Annotated in this window: 19 protein-coding genes; all 19 read right to left on the reverse strand. The window is 66.7% G+C overall.

Translation table 11 applies throughout. The features are described from left to right. Positions 1-9: 9 nt before the first annotated feature. Entirely contained in the window at positions 10-2,064 is a 2,055-nt protein-coding gene (locus BMY35_RS10535) for a methyl-accepting chemotaxis protein (RefSeq protein WP_093197899.1), read from the reverse strand. 16 nt (positions 2,065-2,080) lie between these two features. Then, on the reverse strand, positions 2,081-3,781 hold the full coding sequence (locus tag BMY35_RS10540) for a methyl-accepting chemotaxis protein (protein WP_093197902.1): 1,701 nt from the start codon (positions 3,779-3,781) through the stop codon (positions 2,081-2,083). Positions 3,782-3,804: 23 nt separating this feature from the next. Further along, a complete protein-coding gene (locus tag BMY35_RS10545; RefSeq protein ID WP_093197905.1) occupies positions 3,805-5,406 on the reverse strand; it encodes a methyl-accepting chemotaxis protein in 1,602 nt (533 codons plus the stop codon). A 64-nt stretch (positions 5,407-5,470) separates the two neighbouring features. After that, positions 5,471-5,992, reverse strand: coding sequence for a chemotaxis protein CheW (locus BMY35_RS10550; protein ID WP_093197907.1), 522 nt, complete (start codon positions 5,990-5,992; stop codon positions 5,471-5,473). 54 nt (positions 5,993-6,046) lie between these two features. Continuing rightward, positions 6,047-7,663: a methyl-accepting chemotaxis protein gene (locus BMY35_RS10555; RefSeq protein ID WP_093197909.1), complete on the reverse strand. Its 1,617-nt coding sequence runs from the start codon at positions 7,661-7,663 to the stop codon at positions 6,047-6,049. Positions 7,664-7,679: 16 nt separating this feature from the next. Next, positions 7,680-9,245, reverse strand: coding sequence for a methyl-accepting chemotaxis protein (locus BMY35_RS10560; protein ID WP_093197911.1), 1,566 nt, complete (start codon positions 9,243-9,245; stop codon positions 7,680-7,682). Positions 9,246-9,322: 77 nt separating this feature from the next. Next, entirely contained in the window at positions 9,323-11,041 is a 1,719-nt protein-coding gene (locus BMY35_RS10565) for a methyl-accepting chemotaxis protein (protein ID WP_093197913.1), read from the reverse strand. Beyond that, positions 11,038-11,343, reverse strand: a complete 306-nt coding sequence (locus tag BMY35_RS10570; RefSeq protein WP_093197916.1) for a hypothetical protein — start codon at positions 11,341-11,343, stop codon at positions 11,038-11,040. Before BMY35_RS10570 ends, BMY35_RS10565 begins: the two co-directional genes overlap by 4 nt. A gap of 7 nt (positions 11,344-11,350) precedes the next feature. Continuing rightward, complete coding sequence (locus tag BMY35_RS10575) at positions 11,351-12,919, reverse strand: methyl-accepting chemotaxis protein (RefSeq protein WP_093197918.1); 1,569 nt, start codon at positions 12,917-12,919, stop codon at positions 11,351-11,353. A gap of 42 nt (positions 12,920-12,961) precedes the next feature. Beyond that, positions 12,962-13,474, reverse strand: coding sequence for a chemotaxis protein CheW (locus tag BMY35_RS10580; protein ID WP_093197921.1), 513 nt, complete (start codon positions 13,472-13,474; stop codon positions 12,962-12,964). A gap of 34 nt (positions 13,475-13,508) precedes the next feature. Further along, on the reverse strand, positions 13,509-14,483 hold the full coding sequence (gene flgJ / locus BMY35_RS10585; protein ID WP_093197924.1) for a flagellar assembly peptidoglycan hydrolase FlgJ: 975 nt from the start codon (positions 14,481-14,483) through the stop codon (positions 13,509-13,511). Positions 14,484-14,493: 10 nt separating this feature from the next. Continuing rightward, positions 14,494-15,564, reverse strand: a complete 1,071-nt coding sequence (locus tag BMY35_RS10590; protein ID WP_177213605.1) for a flagellar basal body P-ring protein FlgI — start codon at positions 15,562-15,564, stop codon at positions 14,494-14,496. A 138-nt stretch (positions 15,565-15,702) separates the two neighbouring features. Beyond that, the gene (locus tag BMY35_RS10595) at positions 15,703-16,422 is read right to left on the reverse strand and encodes a flagellar basal body L-ring protein FlgH (protein ID WP_371287156.1); all 720 of its coding nucleotides are present in this window, start codon (positions 16,420-16,422) and stop codon (positions 15,703-15,705) included. 20 nt (positions 16,423-16,442) lie between these two features. Continuing rightward, positions 16,443-17,225: a flagellar basal-body rod protein FlgG gene (flgG, locus tag BMY35_RS10600; RefSeq protein ID WP_093197930.1), complete on the reverse strand. Its 783-nt coding sequence runs from the start codon at positions 17,223-17,225 to the stop codon at positions 16,443-16,445. Between the two features lie 37 nt (positions 17,226-17,262). After that, positions 17,263-18,009, reverse strand: coding sequence for a flagellar basal-body rod protein FlgF (flgF, locus tag BMY35_RS10605; RefSeq protein ID WP_093197932.1), 747 nt, complete (start codon positions 18,007-18,009; stop codon positions 17,263-17,265). Positions 18,010-18,049: 40 nt separating this feature from the next. Further along, positions 18,050-19,270, reverse strand: a complete 1,221-nt coding sequence (flgE, locus tag BMY35_RS10610; protein ID WP_093197935.1) for a flagellar hook protein FlgE — start codon at positions 19,268-19,270, stop codon at positions 18,050-18,052. 74 nt (positions 19,271-19,344) lie between these two features. After that, positions 19,345-20,031, reverse strand: a complete 687-nt coding sequence (locus BMY35_RS10615) for a flagellar hook assembly protein FlgD (protein ID WP_093197936.1) — start codon at positions 20,029-20,031, stop codon at positions 19,345-19,347. 41 nt (positions 20,032-20,072) lie between these two features. Next, positions 20,073-20,495, reverse strand: coding sequence for a flagellar basal body rod protein FlgC (flgC, locus tag BMY35_RS10620; RefSeq protein WP_093197939.1), 423 nt, complete (start codon positions 20,493-20,495; stop codon positions 20,073-20,075). A gap of 24 nt (positions 20,496-20,519) precedes the next feature. Further along, the gene (gene flgB, locus BMY35_RS10625) at positions 20,520-20,936 is read right to left on the reverse strand and encodes a flagellar basal body rod protein FlgB (RefSeq protein ID WP_093197942.1); all 417 of its coding nucleotides are present in this window, start codon (positions 20,934-20,936) and stop codon (positions 20,520-20,522) included. Positions 20,937-20,979 lie beyond the last annotated feature (43 nt).

A 20,979-nucleotide genomic window follows, 5' to 3' on the forward strand; every position in this document is an offset into this window, starting at 1 on the left:
TGCCGGGGTTCAGAACTCGCGCCAGTCGCCGGCACCGGCACTGGAGACGGCCAGCCGCGGTGCCGCGGCCAACGATGGTTCGGCGCGCGCGGGTTTCCGCGGTTCTTCGTCCAGCTTGAAAATGCTGACGGCCTGCACGAGGCCGCTGGCCTGCTCGCGCAGCGATCGGGCGGCCGCCGAGGCCTCCTCGACGAGCGAAGCGTTCTGCTGCGTCGCCTCGTCCATCTGCGCGATGGCCTGGTTGATCTGTTCAATGCCGGAGGTCTGCTCCTGGCTCGCGGCGCTGATCTCTCCGATGATGTCGGTCACGCGCCGGACGCTGCCCACGATCTCTTCCATGGTCCGTCCGGCCTCGCCCACCAGGGCGGTGCCCGCGTCGACCTTGCCGACGGAGTCGTCGATCAGGCCCTTGATTTCCCTGGCAGCGGCGGCCGAGCGCTGGGCGAGGCTTCGCACCTCGGATGCGACGACAGCGAAGCCCTTGCCCTGCTCGCCGGCACGCGCGGCCTCCACAGCCGCGTTCAGCGCGAGGATGTTGGTCTGGAAGGCGATGCCGTCGATCACGCCGGTGATGTCCACGATCTTCTTCGACGAGGCATGGATCGAGGCCATGGTGTCCACCACCTGGCCGACCACTTCGCCGCCCCTGAGCGCCACCCCGGAGGCCGACAGCGCCAGCTGGTTGGCCTGCCGCGCGTTGTCTGCGTTCTGCTTCACCGTGCCGGTGAGCTCTTCCATCGACGCCGCGGTCTGCTGCAGCGAACTGGCCTGCTCTTCCGTGCGCACCGAGAGGTCCTGGTTGCCGGCCGAGATCTGGCCCGAGGCGGTGGCGATGGCATCGGTGCCGGCGCGCACGCCGCTCACCACGCCGGCCAGGCTCCGGCGCATGCTTTCCACGGCGCGGGTGATCACGCCCATCTCGTCGCGGCGGTCGGAGGCCAGCTGCCGCGACAGGTCGCCGCGGCCGAGTGCCTGCACGTGCTCGCTCAGCAGGCCGAGCGGCCGCACCGTGCGGCGGATGAAGACGATCAGCGCGACGCCCAGCACCAGGGCCGCCAGCACGATGCAGGCGCCGATCCAGGCCATCTGGCGATAGAGCACGGCCAGCACTTCCGAAGCGGGAAATTCCGCCACCGCCAGCCAGCCCGCCGCCTCGCTCCTGGCCACCGAGGCATAGCGCCGGTTGCCGTCGGCCGGGGCGAGCACCGGGCGCGCGTCGTCGATCCATGTCGCGTCGGCGGCCGAGATCCGCGAGAGCCAGGCTGCCGATGCGCCTTCGGGCATGAACTCGGCCAGCTTCCTGCCGGCCGCCGTCGGATGGAAGACCAGCGTTGCCGCGCCGGCGGCGCCCGCGGGGTCGACGATGTAGAGCCCGCCGGTTTCGAAGATCCGCGTTCCGCTCACGGCTTCGCCGAAGGAGGCCTGCTGCCGGGAAATGTCCAGGCCGATGTAGAGCACCGCCACGACGCGGCCCGCCGCGTCGCGCACCGGCTCGTAGACGGTCATGTAGGGACGCCCGAAGAGCGTGATGCGCCCCACGAAGCGCTTGCCCTCGCGCAGCACGGGGTAGGCCCCGCTCTTGCGGTCCAGCAGCGTGCCGACGGCGCGCTCGCCGTTCTCCTTCTTCACCGAGGTGGTGACGCGGCGGAAATCGTCGCCCTGCGCGATGAACACGGTCGCATTGGCGCCGGGGAAGTCGCGCGCGAAGGCATCCACCTCGGCGATGCGCGCTGCGTCGATGGGCGTGCCGTCGCTGCTCAGGGTTCCCTGCCCCGCGCTGTCGAGCACGAAGCTGGACGCGAACTGGCGCCGGAAGACGCCAAAGGCGTTCTCCGCCGTGAGACGCATGGTCTGGTCGAAGATGTCCAGCGAACGGGCGATGGCCTCGGCCTTCGCATTGGCGTACTGGGCGGCGCTGCGCTTCTGCTGCGCGGAAGCCATTGCGTAGAAGACCGCCAGCACCAGTGTCGCCACCAGCAGCATGCCGCCGGCCGCGGCCAGGGTCATGGTGCGGGCCAGCGGAACGAAGGCGTGTTCGCGCTTCGCGGGGTTCGCGGTATTCATGAAGAAGGCTCCCGGCTCAGAACTCGCGCCAGTCGCCGGCACCTGCACCGGCGACCGCCAGTTGCGGCGTCGCGGGCAGCGATGGAGTGGCGCGCGGGAGGGCTGGCGCCTCGACCTGCGCACGGGACGCGGCTTGCTGGTCTTCGCTCAGCCTGAAGATGCTGACTGCGCGCACGAGGATGCCGGCCTGCTCCTGCAGCGACTGGGCTGCAGCCGAGGCTTCTTCCACGAGGGCCGCGTTCTGTTGCGTCACCTGGTCCATCTGCGTGATGGCCTGGTTGATCTGCTCGATGCCCGAGGTCTGTTCCTGGCTCGCAGCAGTGATCTCTCCCATGATGTCCGTCACGCGCTTGACGCTGCCGACGATCTCTTCCATCGTGCGGCCTGCTTCTTCGACCTGCTTGCTGCCCTCTTCGACCTTCTCCACCGAGTCGCCGATGAGGGTCTTGATTTCCTTGGCTGCTGCAGCGGAGCGTTGAGCGAGGCTGCGGACTTCCGAGGCCACCACCGCAAAGCCGCGACCTTGCTCGCCTGCGCGTGCGGCTTCGACCGCCGCATTCAGCGCGAGGATGTTGGTCTGGAAAGCGATGCCGTCGATCACGCCGATGATGTCGACGATCTTCTTGGACGAAGCATTGATGGAGCCCATCGTGTCCACCACCTGGGACACGACGTTGCCGCCCTTCACGGCCACTTCGGAAGCCGAGACCGCAAGCTGGTTCGCCTGCCGTGCGTTGTCGGCGTTCTGCTTGACCGTCGAGGTCAACTCTTCCATCGAAGCAGCGGTCTGCTCCAGCGAACTCGCCTGCTCTTCGGTTCTGGAAGACAGGTCCTGATTCCCCGAGGCGATCTGGCTCGACGCCGTGGCGATGGTTTCGCTCGAATCCTTGATCTCCACGACGATCGACGTCAGCTGCGACTGCATCTTCTGGATGGAGCGCAGCAGGCTGCCGTCGTGCGCGGCGTCGGCCTCGACAGCCAGCGACAGGTCGCCGCCGGCGATGCGGCCGACCACGTCGGCGGCGTACTGAGGCTCGCCTCCGAGCTGCCGCCCCATCAGGCGCGCCACCAGCACGCCCAGCCCGACGCTGACCACGATGCCGGCCAGCGCCAGCCCGAGCATCGTCAGCCTGGAGGTCTTGTAGGTTCCGTCGGCCTGCGCGGCGCGTTCGCGTGCAAGGTCCTTGCTGTAGGCGACCATGCGCTGGAGCACTTCCTCCAGCCCGCGCGATTCCTTCAGCAGGCGCGCGCTGTCCTCGGTCACCTGGTTGTCGAACTGGGAGCTGTCCAGCGGCTGCTTGTTCAGCAGCGCCACGAAGTCATTCATGTGTGCCGTCAGCGGCCCGATCAGTCCTTCGAACTGGCCGAACAGCTTCGTGCCGTCCTCAGTCTCGCCGAAGAAGGACTTGACCTCGGCGGCGCGCGCCGAAAGGCTCTCGATGGATGCCTTGACCTCGTTCGCGCCCGCGTTGCGCTCTCCGCGCGTGCCGGCCGACAGCAGCGTCATCTGCGCGCGGCTGGCGTACAGCAGGCGGATGTTGGCGTCCTGTACGGCCTGCAGGGCGCGAAGCTCGTTGGCATAGAGCGCCTCGGTCGATGCGCTGATGCGCCCCATGTGAAAGATGCCGAGCGCGCTCACGGCAGCGCCGATGGCCGCGACCACGAGAAAGCTGATGATCAGCCGGACGGTGACGCGAAGATTCTGGAACCACTGCATTGTGTTGCCTTCCGTTTCTTCGCTCATGCCGCCGACGCTGCGAAGGTCAGTCGATGCGACTGATCTTCGGCATGGCCGATTCCGAGGCGGAACACGCCGACCACCTGCGAGAGGCTTCCGGCCTGCTCACGCAGCGACTGGGCTGCGGCCGAGGCTTCCTCCACGAGAGCCGCGTTCTGTTGGGTGACCTGGTCCATCTGCGTGATGGCCTGGTTGATCTGCTCGATGCCCGAGGTCTGTTCCTGGCTCGCGGCGGTGATCTCGCCCATGATGTCCGTCACGCGCTTGACGCTGCCCACGATCTCTTCCATCGTGCGGCCGGCTTCTTCCACCTGCTTGCTGCCCTCCTCGACCTTCTCCACCGAGTCGCCGATCAGCGTCTTGATTTCCTTGGCTGCTGCAGCCGAACGTTGAGCCAGGCTGCGGACTTCGGAAGCCACAACGGCGAAGCCACGGCCTTGCTCACCTGCACGCGCGGCTTCAACAGCAGCGTTCAGCGCGAGGATGTTGGTCTGGAAAGCGATGCCATCGATCACGCCGATGATGTCCACGATCTTCCTGGACGAGGTGTTGATCGCCCCCATGGTGTCGACCACCTGGGACACGACGTTGCCGCCCTTCACGGCCACCTCGGAAGCCGAGACCGCGAGCTGGTTGGCCTGCCGCGCGTTGTCGGCGTTCTGCTTGACCGTCGAGGTCAGCTCCTCCATCGATGCAGCCGTCTGCTCCAGAGAACTCGCCTGCTGCTCCGTACGCGAAGACAGGTCCTGATTGCCCGAGGCGATCTGCCCCGAAGCCGTCGCGATGGTCTCGGTGCCCGTGCGCACCTCGCCAACCACTTTCGCCAGATTCGTGTTCATGTTCTTCAGCGCCTGCATCAGCTGGCCTGCCTCGTCGCGGCTGCGCACCTCGATGTTCGCGCTCAGGTCGCCCGCCGCAACCGTCTCCGCCACCTGCACGGCCTGTGCCAGCGGGCGCACGATGCTGCGCGAGATGAAGAACGCGAAGACGCCGCCGCTGACAACGACCAGCACGGTCAGCAGAAGCTGCAGGTTGAAACTGCGCGTATTGGCCGCGTCGATGGCCTCGCTCATGTCGTCGATGGCCTTGCGCTCCAGCGACAGCAGGTCCAGCACGCGGGTTTCATAGGCCTTGGCGGCCGGCTGGAAGACTTCCTTGAAGACCCGCGCGGTAGCCACCGTATCGCCACCCGCCTTGGCCTTGCCCACGTCGTCCTTCGCGGCCTGGTACTTCGCGCGCAGCTCGATGATGGACTTGAGGATCGCCTTCTCCTCGTCGGTCACCAGCAGCTTCTCGACCTTGGCGATGGTCTCGCTGCCCTTCTTCACGCTGTCGGAGATGACGTCGGCGAAGACCACCGGCAGGCTCTCGTCGGTGGTGCGGGCGATCATCGACGTGCGGGCGATGGCCGAGTAGGTCAGCACGTACCAGTCGGAGATCAGCCGCTCCTTCGCGAGCGGGCTGCGCATCATGACCCGCGTGGCCTCCGCGTTGCTGCGCGCGGAGACCAGCGCGATGGCGGTCGAGACCACGGTGAGGCCCAGGACGATGGCGAAGGCCAGCGCCAGCCGGTTGCCGATGCGAAGGTTGGAGAGGAAGTTCATGGTGCAGGCGTTCAGGGGTGGAAGGTTGGGAGCCGGGCCAGGCCTATCGGCCGTGGTGCCGGTCTCAGGCGGTGGCGGCGGCTTCGACCAGGCCCATCTCCTCGCTGGACATGAGCCGGTCGATGTCCACCAGGATCAGCATCCGCTCCTCCAGCGTGCCCAGCCCGATCAGGTAGTCCGCGTCCAGCACGGAACCCATCTCCGGCGCGGGCTTGATCTGCTCCGCCGTCAGCGTGATCACGTCCGACACGCTGTCCACCACCATCCCCACCACGCGCCCTCCGATGTTCAGCACGATCACCACCGTGAACTGGTCGTACGTCGGCTCGCCCAGCCTGAACTTGATGCGCATGTCGATGATCGGAACGATGATCCCGCGCAGGTTCACCACCCCCTTGATGTACTCCGGCGCGTTCGCGATCCGCGTCACCGCGTCGTACCCGCGCAGCTCCTGCACCTTCTGGATGTCTATGCCGTACTCTTCCTCGCCCAGCTTGAAGGTCACGACCTCCAGGCGGGTCGCGCCACCGGCCGCTGCCGACGTGGATGCGGCTTGTTGCAGGGGATCTTTTGCCTTGTTCAGCATCTTTTCTTCTCCGGGTTGAATGGGGTTGGTGTGTTCGCGTGGCTTCAAGCGCACTCAGGCAGCCTCGGCGACGGCCTCGGCGGTCTCTGCCCTGAACACGCGCACGGCCTTCACGAGGCCGTCGGCCTGCTCCTGCAGCAGCTGAGCGGTGGCCGAGGCTTCCTCGACCAGCGCCGCGTTCTGCTGGGTGACCTGGTCCATCTGCGTGATGGCCTGGTTGATCTGCTCGATGCCTTGGGTCTGCTCCCGGCTGGCGGCGGTGATCTCGCCCATGATGTCGGTCACGCGCCTCACGCTGCCCACGATCTCTTCCATCGTGCGGCCTGCTTCTTCCACCTGCTTGCTGCCCTCTTCGACTTTCTCCACCGAGTCGCCGATCAGCGTCTTGATTTCCTTGGCTGCTGCCGCCGAACGCTGGGCGAGGCTTCGCACCTCGGATGCGACGACGGCGAAGCCCTTGCCTTGCTCGCCAGCACGCGCAGCTTCGACCGCCGCGTTGAGCGCCAGGATGTTGGTCTGGAACGCGATGCCGTCGATCACGCCGATGATGTCGACGACCTTCTTCGACGAAGCATTGATGGAGCCCATCGTGTCGACCACCTGCGAGACCACGCTGCCGCCCTTCACCGCGACTTCCGAGGCGGATACGGCCAGCTGGTTGGCCTGCAGGGCGTTGTCCGCGTTCTGCTTGACCGTCGAGGTCAGTTCTTCCATCGACGCGGCGGTCTGCTCCAGCGAGCTCGCCTGCTGCTCAGTGCGCGACGAAAGATCCTGATTGCCCGAAGCGATCTGGCTCGAGGCCGACATCACGCCCGCCACGTTGGCCCCGACGTCCGCGACGATCGCGAACAGGTTCGCGCTCATCTGGTTCAGGGCGCGCAGCAGGCCGGTGATCTCGTCGCCGCGCCGCACCTCGAAGCGCGCGAGGTCGCCGCCGGCGATGGCGCGCGCGACGTGCACCGCCTCGTCCAGCGGGCGGAACACCGTGCGAGCCAGGAACTGGCCCAGCCCCAGCCATGCGAGGGCAAAGCCCGCGCCGCCGACGGCCACGGCACCCGGCAGCCAGCTGCGTGCGCCCGCGGATGCGACCAGCCGCGACGCCTCCATCCAGCCAGCGATGCCCAGCCCCAGCGACAGCAGCGCCGCCGCGGAGGTCACAGCGAACACACGGCGGCGCACCGGAATGCGGCGCAGCCGGGCCAGCGGGCTGGTCCAGCCGCGCGAGACCACTTCGCCCTGCTGCAGTTCGATGTCCTTTGCCTGCCCTTCGCGGATGCGGGCGTACAGCGCCTCGGCCTCTGCGACCTCGATGCGGCCGGGCTTGCTGCGCACGGACATGTAGCCCTGCGTGCGGCCGTTGCGGCGAATGGGCGTGACGTTGGCCAGCACCCAGTAGAAGTCGCCGTTCTTGCGACGGTTCTTGATGAGTCCGGTCCAGGGCAGGCCCTGGGCCAGCGTCTGCCACAGGTCGGCGAAAGCCTCGGGCGGCACGTCGGGGTGGCGCACGATGTTGTGCGCCTTGCCCATGAGCTCGGCCATCGAGAAGCCGCTGGCCTCGATGAAGGCCGGATTGGCGTAGGTGATGCGGCCCTTCAGGTCCGTGCGGGACACGAGGGCGGCGTCGGACGACAGTTCGTATTCGATGCCCGTGACGGGGAGGTTGACGCGCATGGTCTTGCCTCCTTCTTCAGGCCAGGGCCAATCGGCTGCCGCCGAGACGGAACACGCCTACGACGCTGGAAAGGCTGCTGGCCTGTTCGCGCAGCGACTGGGCTGCGGCCGAGGCTTCCTCCACGAGAGCCGCGTTCTGTTGCGTGACCTGGTCCATCTGCGTGATGGCCTGGTTGATCTGCTCGATGCCAGAGGTCTGCTCCTGGCTCGCCGCGGTGATCTCGCCCATGATGTCCGTCACGCGCTTGACGCTGCCCACGATCTCTTCCATCGTGCGGCCCGCTTCTTCCACCTGCTTGCTTCCCTCTTCGACCTTCTCCACCGAGTCGCCGATCAGCGTCTTGATTTCCTTGGCTGCTGCAGCCGAACGTTGAGCCAGGCTGCGGACTTCGGAAGCCACAACGGCGAAGCCACGGCCTTGCTCACCTGCACGCGCGGCTTCGACCGCTGCGTTCAAGGCCAGGATGTTTGTCTGGAAGGCGATGCCGTCGATCACCCCGATGATGTCGACGATCTTCCTGGACGAGGCATTGATCGACCCCATCGTGTCGACCACCTGCGAGACGACGTTGCCGCCCTTCACCGCCACTTCCGAAGCGGACACCGCCAGCTGGTTTGCCTGCCGCGCGTTGTCCGCGTTCTGCTTGACCGTCGAGGTCAGCTCTTCCATCGAAGCCGCTGTCTGCTGCAGCGAACTCGCCTGCTGCTCGGTGCGCGAGGAAAGATCCTGGTTCCCCGAGGCGATCTGGCTCGAGGCCGTGGCGATGGTGTCCGTTCCCTCGCGCACTTCGCCCACCACCTTGGCCAGGCTCTGGTTCATGTTCTTCAGCGCCTGCAGGAGCTGCCCTGCCTCGTCGCGGCTTTCCACATCGATGCGCGCGCTCAGGTCGCCGGCGGCCACCGTCTCGGCGACCTCCACCGCGTGCCCCAGCGGGCGCACGATGCCCAGCGTCAGGCGCCAGGAGAACAATGCGCCCAGCACCAGCGCAACGGCGGACAGCACCAGCAGCGTGGTGCGGCCCGCGGTGAAGTCGGTACCGATGCCCTTGGCGGCTTCGTCGATCTTCTCCCGCTGGTGGTTGGCCAGCGCCTCGACGGCACCGCCGTACACGGCCAGGGCTTCGGAGAACCTGGTGTCCACGAGCTTGTTGGCCTCCGCGAGCTGGCCCGAGTCCTTCAGCTTGTTGAGAACGCCCACGGTCTCCAGCACCACCGCGCGGGAGGACGAGATCCGGGCGTAGAGCTCCTTCTCTTCCGGCGTGCTCAGCATCGACTCGAGCTTCTTCTGCGCCGGGCTGATGCGGGCCGAGCCCGCCGTCTGGATCTTCGAGAAGTAGGCGGCGATTTCCGGATCCGTGGTCTTGACCATGGCGAAATTGGCCACGGTGTTGGAGCGCAGGTTGCTGAGCCATTCGCTCGCGAGCCGCTCCTTGACCATCGCCTGCGACACCATCTCGTCGGTCGCGTTGCCCACGTTCGTGAGCCGCAACACGCCCGTGCCTGCGATGAGCGCCATCAGCAGCAGCATCGCCGCGAAGCCGAGACCCAGGCGGGTGCCGATTTTCAGATCCTTCAGACTCATTGCTCTCTTTCTTCAACAACAGGGGACTGGTTCATCCTGTTATCGGCATCGGAGCGCAGGACTTGAGTCCTTTTTTCTCAAAACTCGGTCCAGTCGCCCTTTGCGTCGCCGGCCATGGCGAGCCGGGGGGCGGTTGCGGGCTCCCTGCGCACGGGCAAGGCCTTGGCCGGACGCTTGGGCACGGGCCTGGCGGGCTTCGGGATCGGGGTGATGCGCGTGAAGCTGGGGCGCGTGGCGGCCACGGCGTTGGCGTCGAGCTTGAAGATGCTGACTGCACGCACGAGGCTGCCGGCCTGTTCCTGCAGCGACTGGGCTGCGGCCGAGGCTTCTTCCACGAGAGCCGCGTTCTGCTGCGTCACCTGGTCCATCTGCGTGATGGCCTGGTTGATCTGTTCGATGCCCGAGGTCTGTTCCTGGCTGGCTGCCGTGATCTCGCCCATGATGTCCGTCACGCGCTTGACGCTGCCCACGATCTCTTCCATCGTGCGACCGGCTTCTTCGACCTGCTTGCTGCCCTCTTCGACCTTTTCGACCGAGTCGCCGATCAGCGTCTTGATCTCTTTGGCTGCTGCAGCGGAGCGTTGAGCCAGGCTGCGAACTTCCGAAGCCACCACCGCAAAGCCGCGACCTTGCTCGCCTGCGCGTGCAGCTTCGACAGCCGCGTTCAGCGCCAGGATGTTTGTCTGGAAGGCGATGCCATCGATCACGCCGATGATGTCGACGATCTTCTTGGACGAAGCATTGATGGAGCCCATCGTGTCCACCACCTGGGACACGACGTTGCCGCCCTTCACTGCGACTTCCGAGGCAGACACGGCCAGCTGGTTCGCCTGCCGTGCGTTGTCCGCGTTCTGCTTGACCGTCGAGGTCAGCTCTTCCATCGACGCGGCGGTCTGCTCCAGCGAACTCGCCTGCTCTTCCGTGCGCGACGAAAGATCCTGATTCCCCGAAGCAATCTGCGCCGATGCCGTGGCAATCGTGTCGGTACCCGTACGCACCTCGCCGACGATTTTCACGAGACTCTCGTTCATCTCCTTGAGCGCGAGCATCAGCCGGCCGGTCTCGTCCTTCGAGCGCACCTCGATGCGCGCGCTGATGTCGCCGCCGGCGACCTTCTCAGCCACCTGCACCGCCGCGCCGATCGGCCTGGTGATCGAGCGGGTGATGCCCCATGCGATGGCCACACCGAGCAGGACGGCCAGGCTGCCCAATGCCAGCATCAGGTTGCGCGACCACATGTAGCCGGCGCCGGCCTCCTCGTTGGCCTTCAGCGAGCGCCGTTCCTCGTGCCCGCCCATCGCGTCGAGTTCGGTGAGCGCGGCCCGCACGGCCGGCTGGAACTTCGAGATGAAGATCGCGGTGGCCTCCTCGTTCCTGTTCTGCAGGGCGAGTTCGCTGAGCTGGGTGTTCAGCGGCACGAGCACGGCCACCTTCTCGTCGATGCGCCCGAGCAGCGCCTTGCCTTCCGGCGTGATGACTATCTTGGCAAGCGCGGCGCGGCTCTCGGTGAAGCGCTCGCGCGCGGCGGCGATCTTCTTCGACTCCTCCTTCATGGCGGCGTCGTCGGACAGGAGGATCAGGTTGCCGTCGAGGATGGCGATGTCGCGGATCGCGTCCACCATCTTGTTGACCAGGGCCACCTTGGTGTTGTTGTCGGTGACGATGCTGTTGAGGCGCGTCTGGATGTCGGACATCGCACGGAGCCCGAGGCCCGCGATACCGATCAGCAGCAGGAGAACGATGGCGAAGCCCGATCCGAGGCGGGTGCCGATCTTGAGATTGAGAAACGATTTCATGGGGTAGCTGGTTCTTCTTTTCTGGAATCCGGGGCGTTGACGTGCTGCAGGACCCGGTCGAGCCGCTCGGAGACCTTCGCGGCGTCGTGGGTCGAACGGGTGACCGAGCGCATGACGATCCACACGATGGCGACGGCGGTGAGCAATGCGGCCACGGACAGCGCGCAGACCGTCAGGCGTGCCCATTCGTAGCCGGCGCCGGCCTTGAAGCCGAGGCTCAGGGCCACGGCCAGCATGATCAGGAGAACGGCGAAGCTCGCGCCGATGCGCAGGGCGCGCCGGGGACTGAGACGTGTGCGCATGGGTGCTTCAGACCGCCTCTGCTTCTTCGACGTCGGCGTCGAGCTTGAAGGTGCTGACTGCGCGCACGAGGTTCTCGGCCTGCTCCTGCAGCGACTGGGCTGCTGCCGAGGCTTCTTCGACCAATGCTGCGTTCTGCTGCGTGACCTGATCCATCTGCGTGATGGCCTGGTTGATCTGCTCGATGCCCGAGGTCTGCTCCTGGCTGGCTGCCGTGATCTCGCCCATGATGTCGGTCACGCGCCTCACGCTGCCCACGATCTCTTCCATCGTGCGGCCTGCTTCTTCCACCTGCTTGCTGCCCTCTTCGACCTTCTCCACCGAGTCGCCGATCAGCGTCTTGATTTCCTTGGCTGCTGCAGCCGAGCGCTGGGCGAGGCTTCGCACCTCGGAAGCGACGACGGCGAAGCCCTTGCCTTGCTCGCCAGCACGCGCGGCCTCCACCGCCGCGTTGAGCGCCAGGATGTTGGTCTGGAACGCAATGCCATCGATCACGCCGATGATGTCCACAATCTTCTTGGAGGACGCGTTGATCGAGCCCATCGTGCCGACCACTTGCGAGACGACACTGCCGCCCTTCACCGCCACTTCCGAAGCGGACACCGCCAGCTGGTTCGCCTGCCGCGCGTTGTCCGCGTTCTGCTTGACCGTCGAGGTCAGTTCTTCCATCGAAGCAGCCGTCTGCTCCAGCGAGCTCGCCTGCTCTTCCGTACGCGACGAGAGATCCTGATTGCCCGCCGCGATCTGCCGCGAAGCCACCGCGATCGAATCGGTGGATGCCTTGATGCGTGTCACGAGATCAGTGAGCGTGTCTTCCATCTCGCCCATGCCGCGCAGCAGCCGGCCGAAGTCGCCGCCGCGCTCGGTTTCGAATTCCTTGCTCAGGTCGCCCGCGGCCACGGTCTCCGCGATGAGCAGCGCCTCGCCGATGGGCTGCACGATGCTGCGCGTCAGCAGCCATGCGATGGCGGAACCCGCCACGATCGCGAGCGCGGCCAGCCCGACGATCCATCTGCGGCCCGAGCGGTACTGGGCGCCGATGCCGGCGGCGGACTTGTCGATTTCCTGCTGCTGGTGGCTCACCATGGCGCGGATGCTCGCATCGTAGGCGTCGAGCGCGGGCAGCAGGCGCGTGTCGGTCAGCTTCGCCGCCTCGTCCTTGCTGCCGTCGGCCTTGAGCTTGAGGATCTGGTTGCGCAGCTCGACGTAGTCGCCGCGCTTCTTCTTGATGTCCGCGCTCAGCGCCAGTTCTTCGGGCGAGGCCAGCATGGCCTCGAGCTTCTTCTGCGTCTCTGTGATGAGGGCGCTGGTGGCCGAGATGTTCTTCTGCAGGTATTCCTGCACGGCCGGGTCGTCGCTCTTGAGCAGCGAGAAAGTGCGGATGCTGTTGGTGTTGGTGCCCAGCTGCCAGGCGGCCGCCAGCCGCTCCTTGGCGAGCGAATCACCGGCCATGCCCTCGGTCGCGTCGCCCACGGCCTGCAGGCGCAGCACGCCGATGCCGGCGATGAGCACCAGCAGCGCCAGCATGCATGCGAATACGGCGCCCATGCGCCGTCCCACTGTCCAGTTCTTCATCATGCGGAACCTCTTCTTGTCTCTTCGTTGTACGGGTTCGGGCGCTCAGGCAGCGATCTTCTCGACCAGGCCCATTTCCTCGCTGGACATGAGCCTGTCGATGTCCACCAGGATCAGCATCCGCTCCTCCAGAGTGCCCAGCCCGATCAGGTAATCCGCGTCCAGCACGGAACCCATCTCCGGCGCAGGCTTGATCTGCTCCGCCGTCAGCGTGATCACGTCCGATACGCTGTCCACAACCATCCCTACCACTCGGCCCCCGATGTTCAGCACGATCACCACCGTGAACTGGTCGTACGTCGGCTCGCCCAGCCTGAACTTGATGCGCATGTCGATGATCGGAACGATGATCCCGCGCAGGTTCACCACCCCCTTGATGTACTCCGGTGCATTCGCGATGCGCGTCACCGCGTCGTACCCGCGCAGCTCCTGCACCTTCTGGATGTCTATGCCGTATTCCTCTTCGCCCAGCTTGAAGGTCACGACCTCCAGGCGGGCGCCTGCGCCCTGGTGCTGGGGCGCCTGCGCGCGTGCGGTTCCTGCTGCGATCTCTGCCATGGGTCTTCCTTGATGCGGTGAGCGCGCTCGCGGCTCAACCGAATTTCTGCATGATGCGAACCAGCTTCTCGCCGTAGCGCGGATCGGTCGCGTAGCCGGCGCGCTGCAGGCCGTGGGCGGCCTCGGTCGGGTCGTCGGTGGCCAGCACGTTCGCGTAGCGCGGGTTGCGGGTGATGAAGCGCGCGTAGTCGGTGAAGGCTTCTTCGTACGAGCCGTAGGCGCGGAACTTCGCGCGAACCTTCTGCGGTTCGCCGTCGATGTACTCGGTGGTGGTGGTCTCGACCGTCGCGCCCTTCCAGCTGCGGTCGGCCTTGATGCCGAACAGATTGAAGCTCTGCGTGCCGTCGTCGGCGCGGATCTCGCGCTTGCCCCAGCCGGACTCGAGCGCGGCCTGCGCGAGGATCAGCGGCGCGGGCACGCCGCTCGCGGTGCTCGCCGCCTGCGCGGATGCTCCCATGCGGCCGACGAACTCGTCGGCCTGCGCCTGCAGCGAGGAATTCGCGCCGGCGCCGGGTGCGCGCCGCTCGCTGTTGAATTGATAGATGCCGAGGTCGGCACCCGTGCGAGCCGTCGGCGCCGAGCCGATGGGAATGCCGGCGCGCGGCCCGTACGGCAGGCCGCCGCGCGGTTCGAGCGACATGGGCTTCGTTCCGATCTCCGCATCGGCTTCCGCGTCGGGCGGACCCGAGGGCATGCTGCGGCGCAGCTGCGCGAGCATCGCTTCGGCCAGCCCCACGCCGCGCCCCGAGAGGTTCTGCGTGAGCTGCTGGTCGAACATCGAGAGATAGACCTTCTGGTCCTGGTTGTCGAAGAGTCCGCTCGAAGGCGTCGCCTCGCGCATGCTCTTGAGCACCATGTTCATGAACAGCGCCTCGAACTGCCGCGAGACCTGCTGCAGGCCTTCTTCCGGCGAGCTGCGCACGGTGCGCCGCAGGGCGTCCACGCCCTGCACGTCGAGCGCGAAACGCTGGTCGAGCGCGCCGCTGCGGTCGGTGGCGGATACGGTCATCGCATCGGCCTCAGATGATTTCCAGCTCGGCGCTCAGCGCGCCGGCCGACTTCATGGCCTGGAGGATGGACACCAGGTCCTGCGGATTCGCGCCCAGGCTGTTGAGCCCCTTGACCACGTCCGACAGCGAGGCTCCGCCGCGCACCATCTGGATCGCGCCGCCGCCCTGGTTCACCGAGATCTGCGAGGTCTGCGCCGCCACCGTGCTGCCGCCCGAGAACGCGCCCGGCTGGCTGATGACCGGCTCGGTGTTGATGACCACCGACAGGTTGCCGTGCGCGATGGCGCAGTCCTTCACGCGAACGGCCTGGTTCATCACCACGGAGCCCGTGCGCGCATTCACCACCACGCGGGCGCCTGCCTGCGTGGGCGTCACTTCAAGATCCTCGAGCCGCGCGAGAAAGCCCACGCGCTGCTGCGGTTCGGGTGCGCGCACGCGGATCGAACGCGCATCGATGGCCTCGGCCGTGCCCGAACCGAACTGCCGGTTGATCGCATCCACCGCGCGCTGCGTGGTGCCGAAATCGGAGCGGTTGAGCTCGATCGAGAAAGTGCCCTCGGCACCCACAGGCGACTCCACCGTGCGCTCCACCAGCGCCCCGCCCGGAATGCGCCCCGAGCTGAGCTGGTTGACCTGCACCTTGCTCCCGTTGGCCGAGGCGCCCGCGCCGCCGACCACCATGTTCCCCTGCGCCACCGCGTACGTCTGTCCGTCCACGCCCTTGAGCGGCGTCATCAGCAGCGTGCCGCCGCGCAGGCTCTTCGCATTGCCCATCGAGGACACCGTCACGTCGATGTTCTGCCCCGGCCGCGCGAACGAAGGCAGCGTGGCCGTGACCATCACCGCCGCCACGTTCTTCAGCTGCATGTTCACGCCCTGCGGAATCGTGATGCCCAGCTGCTGCAGCATGTTGTTCAGGCTCTGCGTGGTGAACGGCGTCTGCATCGTCTGGTCGCCCGTGCCGTCGAGCCCCACCATCAGCCCGTAGCCGATCAACGGGTTGTCGCGCACGCCCTGGATGCTTGCCAGCTCCTTCAACCGCTCGGCATATGCGGGACCAAAAAACAAAGATACGACCATCGCGGCCGCCGCGAAGCGCAAGCGAGCCCGACCGTTCGCGGGATGCCGCGGAACCGGCTTTGCCGGGCCGCAGGCATCGCCCCCTGCAAGGGGGTTGGAGAAGCGACACGAAGTGCGCGAAGCCTGGGGGTTTTTCATTTAAAACGGCATGACGTTTAGGAAGAAGCGCTGCATCCAGCCCATGTGCTGCGCCTCGTCGATATAGCCCTTGGCCGAGTACTCGATGCGTGCATCGGCCACCAATGTGGAGGGCACCGTGTTGTTGCCCGAGACGGTGCGCGGATTCACCACGCCCGAGAAGCGGATGTATTCCGTGCCCTGGTTGATGCCCATCTGCTTCTCGCCGCTCACCAGCAGGTTGCCGTTGGGCATCACGTCCGTGACCGTGACCGTGATCACGCCGTTGAAGGTGTTGTTGGCGTTGGCCCCGCCCTTGGCGTTGAGCGTGTTGGTGCCCGAGAGCTTGGCGTCCTGCCCGTCGAGCAGCCCGCCGATGAGCTTGGGAATGGCGGCGAACACGCTGGCCGTGCTGCCGGTGCGGCTGGCATTCGCACCCGAATTCTTGGTGGCGTTGACCTTCTCGCTGATGACGATGGTCAGGATGTCGCCGACGTTGCGCGGCCTGCGGTCCTCGAAGAGCGCATTGGCGCCGGGGCCGTCCTGGAAGATCGCGCCGGGCGAGCGCCGGCTCTGCACCGCCGCGTAGCTGTCGGCGCGCGCGGTCATCGGCTGGTGCACCAGCGGCTCGCGCGGAACCTGCGCGCAGCCGGTGGCGAGCACCGCAACCGTGACCGCGAGCAGCGACAGCAGCCGTGCCCTCGCATCGGCCGCGCCGCGGCGAGGAAGAAGACGCAACAGAAGACGCAACGCCTGAAGCATCACAGCTGGGCCAGTCGCTGAAGCATCTGGTCCGAGGTCTGGACCGCCTTGCTGTTGATCTCGTACGAGCGCTGGGTGGCGATCATGTTGACCAGCTCTTCCACCACGTTCACGTTCGAGGCCTCGACGTATCCCTGGCTCAGCGTGCCGGCGCCGTCGACGCCGGGGTTCACCTGGTTGGGCGCGCCCGAGGCGTCGGTCTCGGCATAGAGGTTCTCGCCCAGGCTCTGCAGGCCGGTCGGGTTGACGAAGGTGGCGAGCTGCAGCTGGCCGATCTGCACGGTGTTCGTGCTGCCCGCCTGCACCACCGAGACGATGCCGTCGCGGCCCACGGTGATGCTGGTGGCGTTGGCCGGCACCGTGATGGCGGGCTGCACGGGGAAGCCGCTGGCCGTGACCAGCTGGCCGTCGCGGTCGGTCTGGAACGAGCCGTCGCGCGTGTACGAGGTGGTGCCGTCGGGCATCAGCACCTGGAAGAAGCCGCCGCCGCTGATGGCCACGTCGGTCGGCTTGTCGGTCTTGGTGAGGTTGCCCTGCGAGTGGATGCGCTCGGTGGCGACCACGTGCACGCCGGTGCCGACCTGCAGGCCCGAGGGCAGGCGCGTCTGGTCCGACGACTGGCCGCCGACCTGGCGCAGGTTCTGGTAGACCAGGTCCTCGAACACGGCGCGGCTGCGCTTGAAGCCGGTGGTGCCGACGTTGGCGAGGTTGTTGGAGACCACGTCGAGCTGCGTCTGCTGCGCGTCGAGGCCGGTCTTGGCGATGTAGAGGGAGCGGATCATTTTCTGGAGAGTCCTGCGGAGGAAGTTGCGGATCGCGTCAGCCGTAAGCCAGCAGCTTGTTGGCGGACTGCGCGTTGGTGTCGGCCGTCTGCAGCGACTTCATCTGCATCTCGAAGCTGCGTGCGTTGGCGATCATTGCCACCATGGTCTCGACCGGGTTCACGTTGCTGCCTTCGACCACGCCGCTGACCAGCGTGACGGCCTCGTCGGCCTCGGCCGGAGGCTGGCCGGCGCGCATGCGGAACAGGCCGTCGTCGCCGCGCTCGAGCTCGGTGGCCTGCGGGTTGACCAGCTTGAGGCGGCCGACTTCCGCAATGCCCGTGAGCACGTTGGAAGCCGCGTCGCGCGCGCTCACCAGGCCGTTGGAAGCGATGCTGACCGTGGAGCCCGGAGGCACCGTGAGCGCGCCGTTGTCGCCCATCAGCGGGCGGCCGCCCATGGTGGTGAGCTGGCCGTCCGCTCCGATCTGGAGGTTGCCCACGCGGGTGTAGGCCTCGCCGCCGTCGGGCGTCTGCACCACCAGCCAGCCCGAGCCGCTCACGGCCACGTCGAGCGCGCGGCCGGTTTCGGTGAGCGGGCCGTGGGTGAAGTCGGCGCCCGGCGTGGTGGCGGCCACGAAGGCGCGCGTGGGCGCTTCCTGGCCGACCACGGGCACGGCGCGGAAGTTGGCGATCTGCGCGCGGAAGCCCGGCGTCGAGACGTTCGCCATGTTGTTGGCGACGGCGGCCTGCTGTTCCATGACCTGCTTGGCGCCGCTCATGGCGACGTACAACATGCGATCCACTGGGTGCTCCTGCTTCTGTCGGTCTGTCGGTAGCGCCGCGTCAGCGGATGTTCATCAGCGTCTGCATGACCTGGTCCTGCGTCTTCACGGTCTGCGCGTTGGCCTGGTAGTTGCGCTGCGCGACGATGAGGTTGACCAGCTCGGAGGTGAGGTCGACGTTGGATGCCTCGAGCGCGCCCGACTGCAGCGAGCCGAGCTTCGTGCCTTCGCCCGGCGTGCCGGTGAGCGGGTTGCCCGAGGCCTGCGTCTCGGCCCACACGTTGTTGCCCTTGGGCTCCAGGCCGTTCGGGTTGGCGAACGAAGACAGCACGACCTGGCCCAGCAGCTTGGTCTGTTCGTTGGAGAACTTGCCGGTGATGGTGCCGTCGGCGTTGATCGAGAACGAGGTGAGTTCGCCCGAGCGGTAGCCGTCCTGCGCGAGCTTGCTCATGGCGTTGGCGGCGCCGAACTGCGTGGTGCCCGAAATGTCGAGTGTGGGAGTGAGTGCCGCGGCGCCGTTGGTGAGGGTGAGCGTGCCAAGGCTCAGCTGGCCGCTGGCAGGCGCGGTCATCTTGCCGGCGGAGTCGAAGGTCAGGGTGCCGAGCGCGGCGCCGGCGTTGAGTGCCGCACCGTCGGCCGTGCCGTACACGCTCCAGGTGTTGGCGGGCGTCGCGCTCTTCACGAAGTAGACGGATACGTCATGCGGGTTGCCCAGCGAGTCGTAGATGGGGCCGACGGCGTTCGAGTAGTTGAAGGTGTCGGAATCGGTCGCGTTGAAGGGCACCTTGGTGGGCGTGGTCTTGCGCGCGTCGAGGTTGAACTCGGCGTCGATGCCGGTCGTGGCCTTGGGCGTCATGGGCGTGGTCGGGATCTGGATGGCCGCCGGCGTGCCGCCGCTGATGCCGCCGTTCGCGTTCGCGCCGAAGCCGGTGAGGCGCAGGCCCGAGGCGTTGACGATGTAGCCGTCCTTGTCGCGCGTGAACTGGCCGTTGCGCGAGTACATGACTTCGCCGGTGGCGCTGGTCAGGCGGAAGAAGCCGTCGCCGTTGAGGATGGCCACGTCCAGCGGACGGCTGCTCGACTGGGTCACGCCCTGCGAGAAGTTCTGCGTCACGCCCGAGACCGAGGCGCCCAGGCCGACGCGCGAACCCGCGTACACGTCCTGGAAGGTGGCGGCGGCCGACTTGAAGCCGACGGTGCCCGAGTTGGCGATGTTGTTGCCGATGACGTCGAGGTTGGCGGCGGCCACGCCGAGCCCGCTGATGCCCTGGGAAAAAGCCATGATCTATGGTTCCTTGCTTGTTGGTTTCGGTGCGATGGATGCGTTGGATGCGATGGGGGAAGAAGCCCTGCGGCTCAGAGGAACAGGCGCACGTCGGACAGGCCGATGTTGTTGCCCGTCATCAGCTCGAGCGTGACGCCGTTGGCGCCCTGCTTGACCGCCGCCACCTGCGAGAAGGTGAGCGCGGTGGCCTTCACGGTCGTGCCGTTGTTGGTCGCGTTCACGCTGAAGCTGTAGGCGCCCGCGGGCACCACGTTGCCCGTGTCGTCCTTGCCGTCCCAGGTGACGGCGTTGACGCCTTCGGTCATGGAGCCGGCATCGATGGTGCGAACGACCTTGCCGGTGGCGTCGACGATCTTGATCTCGACGTCGGAGGCGGTGCCCGGGAGCTCCACGGCGAAGGCCTGCGCCGCTGGCTCCTTGCCAGCCTCGGGGTCCTTGGTGGTGAGCGTGCTGCCCGGCGACAGCACGTTGTAGCCGATGAGCGAGGTGGCCTGCAGCAGCTGGTTGGAGCTGGTCTGGTTGACCAGGCCCGAGAGCGTGCTGTTGAGCTTCTCGATGCCGCTGACGGTGCTCATCTGCGCGAGCTGCGAGGTGAGCTCGGCGTTCTGCATCGGGTTGAGCGGGTCCTGGTTGTTCAGTTGCGTGACCAGCAGCTTCAGGAAGCGCTGCTCGCTGTCGACGTTGGAAGTGCTGCTGTTGCTGCTCACCGCGGAGGTGGCGTTCTGTCCGGTGATGGACGAGGTGTCGGAAATGGCCATGGCGCGTGCGTGCCTGTTCTCTCTGTTGTTTCTCTTGGGGGTTACTGGCCGAGGGTCAGCGTCTTGACCATCAGCGTCTTGGCCGTGTTGAGCACCTCGACGTTGGCCTGGTAGCTGCGCGAGGCGGAGATCATGTTTGTCATCTCCTCGACCACGTTGACGTTGGGCATCGCCACGTAGCCTTCGGCGTTGGCGTGCGGGCTCTTCGGGTCGAACACGAGGCGCGGCGGCGAAGGGTCCTCGACCACGCCCGCAACCGCGACGCCGCCGATGTCCCCGGCGCCGTATGCGGAAGGCGCGACCTGGAACACCACCTGCTTCGCGCGGTAGGGCATGCCGTCGGGACCGGCCACGCTCTCGGCGTTGGCCATGTTGCTCGCGGTCACGTTCATGCGCTGCGATTGCGCAGTCATGGCCGAACCCGCCACGTTGAAGATGTTCATGGAAGTGCTGTTGAAGGGCATGGTGATGGGCGCTCGCCGGCCTGCTTACTGCTGGATCGCAGAGAGCATCGACTTGATCTTCGAGTTGATGACGGTGAGGTTGGACTCGTAGCGCAGCGCGTTGTCCGCGAAGGCGATGCGCTCGACGTCCATCTCGACGGTGTTGCCGTCGAGGCTGGACTGGTTGGGCATGCGGTAGAGCAGGTCCTTGTCGGACACGGCCTGCGAGCCGGCCTGCCCCGCCAGGTGGCGCGACGAGGTGGTGGCGAGCGACACCGACTGCGACGACGCGCGGCCGCGCTCCACGGCTTCGCTCAGGCGTGCGCTGAAATCGAAGTCGCGCGCCTTGTAGTTGGGCGTGTCCGCATGGGCGATGTTGGCCGCCAGCACCTCCTGGCGCTCCGCGCGGAGATTGAGGGCTTCGCGGTTGAAACGAAGCGCCGCATCCAGCTTGTCGATCATGTCTTTTCCATCCGTTGAGGCGTCGCCGGCGCACGAAGGCGCG

This window comes from Variovorax sp. YR750, assembly GCF_900109805.1.
Classification (GTDB): Bacteria; Pseudomonadota; Gammaproteobacteria; order Burkholderiales; family Burkholderiaceae_C; genus Variovorax; species Variovorax gossypii.

Excerpts from the sequence above, each read along its gene's own strand:
- BMY35_RS10535 (WP_093197899.1), bottom strand. The coding sequence starts at position 2,064 with ATGAATACCGCGAACCCCGCGAAGCGCGAACACGCCTTCGTTCCGCTG.
- BMY35_RS10540 (WP_093197902.1), bottom strand. The coding sequence starts at position 3,781 with ATGCAGTGGTTCCAGAATCTTCGCGTCACCGTCCGGCTGATCATCAGC.
- BMY35_RS10545 (WP_093197905.1), bottom strand. The coding sequence starts at position 5,406 with ATGAACTTCCTCTCCAACCTTCGCATCGGCAACCGGCTGGCGCTGGCC.
- BMY35_RS10550 (WP_093197907.1), bottom strand. The coding sequence starts at position 5,992 with ATGCTGAACAAGGCAAAAGATCCCCTGCAACAAGCCGCATCCACGTCG.
- BMY35_RS10555 (WP_093197909.1), bottom strand. The coding sequence starts at position 7,663 with ATGCGCGTCAACCTCCCCGTCACGGGCATCGAATACGAACTGTCGTCC.
- BMY35_RS10560 (WP_093197911.1), bottom strand. The coding sequence starts at position 9,245 with ATGAGTCTGAAGGATCTGAAAATCGGCACCCGCCTGGGTCTCGGCTTC.
- BMY35_RS10565 (WP_093197913.1), bottom strand. The coding sequence starts at position 11,041 with ATGAAATCGTTTCTCAATCTCAAGATCGGCACCCGCCTCGGATCGGGC.
- BMY35_RS10570 (WP_093197916.1), bottom strand. The coding sequence starts at position 11,343 with ATGCGCACACGTCTCAGTCCCCGGCGCGCCCTGCGCATCGGCGCGAGC.
- BMY35_RS10575 (WP_093197918.1), bottom strand. The coding sequence starts at position 12,919 with ATGATGAAGAACTGGACAGTGGGACGGCGCATGGGCGCCGTATTCGCA.
- BMY35_RS10580 (WP_093197921.1), bottom strand. The coding sequence starts at position 13,474 with ATGGCAGAGATCGCAGCAGGAACCGCACGCGCGCAGGCGCCCCAGCAC.
- flgJ (WP_093197924.1), bottom strand. The coding sequence starts at position 14,483 with ATGACCGTATCCGCCACCGACCGCAGCGGCGCGCTCGACCAGCGTTTC.
- BMY35_RS10590 (WP_177213605.1), bottom strand. The coding sequence starts at position 15,564 with ATGGTCGTATCTTTGTTTTTTGGTCCCGCATATGCCGAGCGGTTGAAG.
- flgG (WP_093197930.1), bottom strand. The coding sequence starts at position 17,225 with ATGATCCGCTCCCTCTACATCGCCAAGACCGGCCTCGACGCGCAGCAG.
- flgE (WP_093197935.1), bottom strand. The coding sequence starts at position 19,270 with ATGGCTTTTTCCCAGGGCATCAGCGGGCTCGGCGTGGCCGCCGCCAAC.
- BMY35_RS10615 (WP_093197936.1), bottom strand. The coding sequence starts at position 20,031 with ATGGCCATTTCCGACACCTCGTCCATCACCGGACAGAACGCCACCTCC.
- flgC (WP_093197939.1), bottom strand. The coding sequence starts at position 20,495 with ATGCCCTTCAACAGCACTTCCATGAACATCTTCAACGTGGCGGGTTCG.
- flgB (WP_093197942.1), bottom strand. The coding sequence starts at position 20,936 with ATGATCGACAAGCTGGATGCGGCGCTTCGTTTCAACCGCGAAGCCCTC.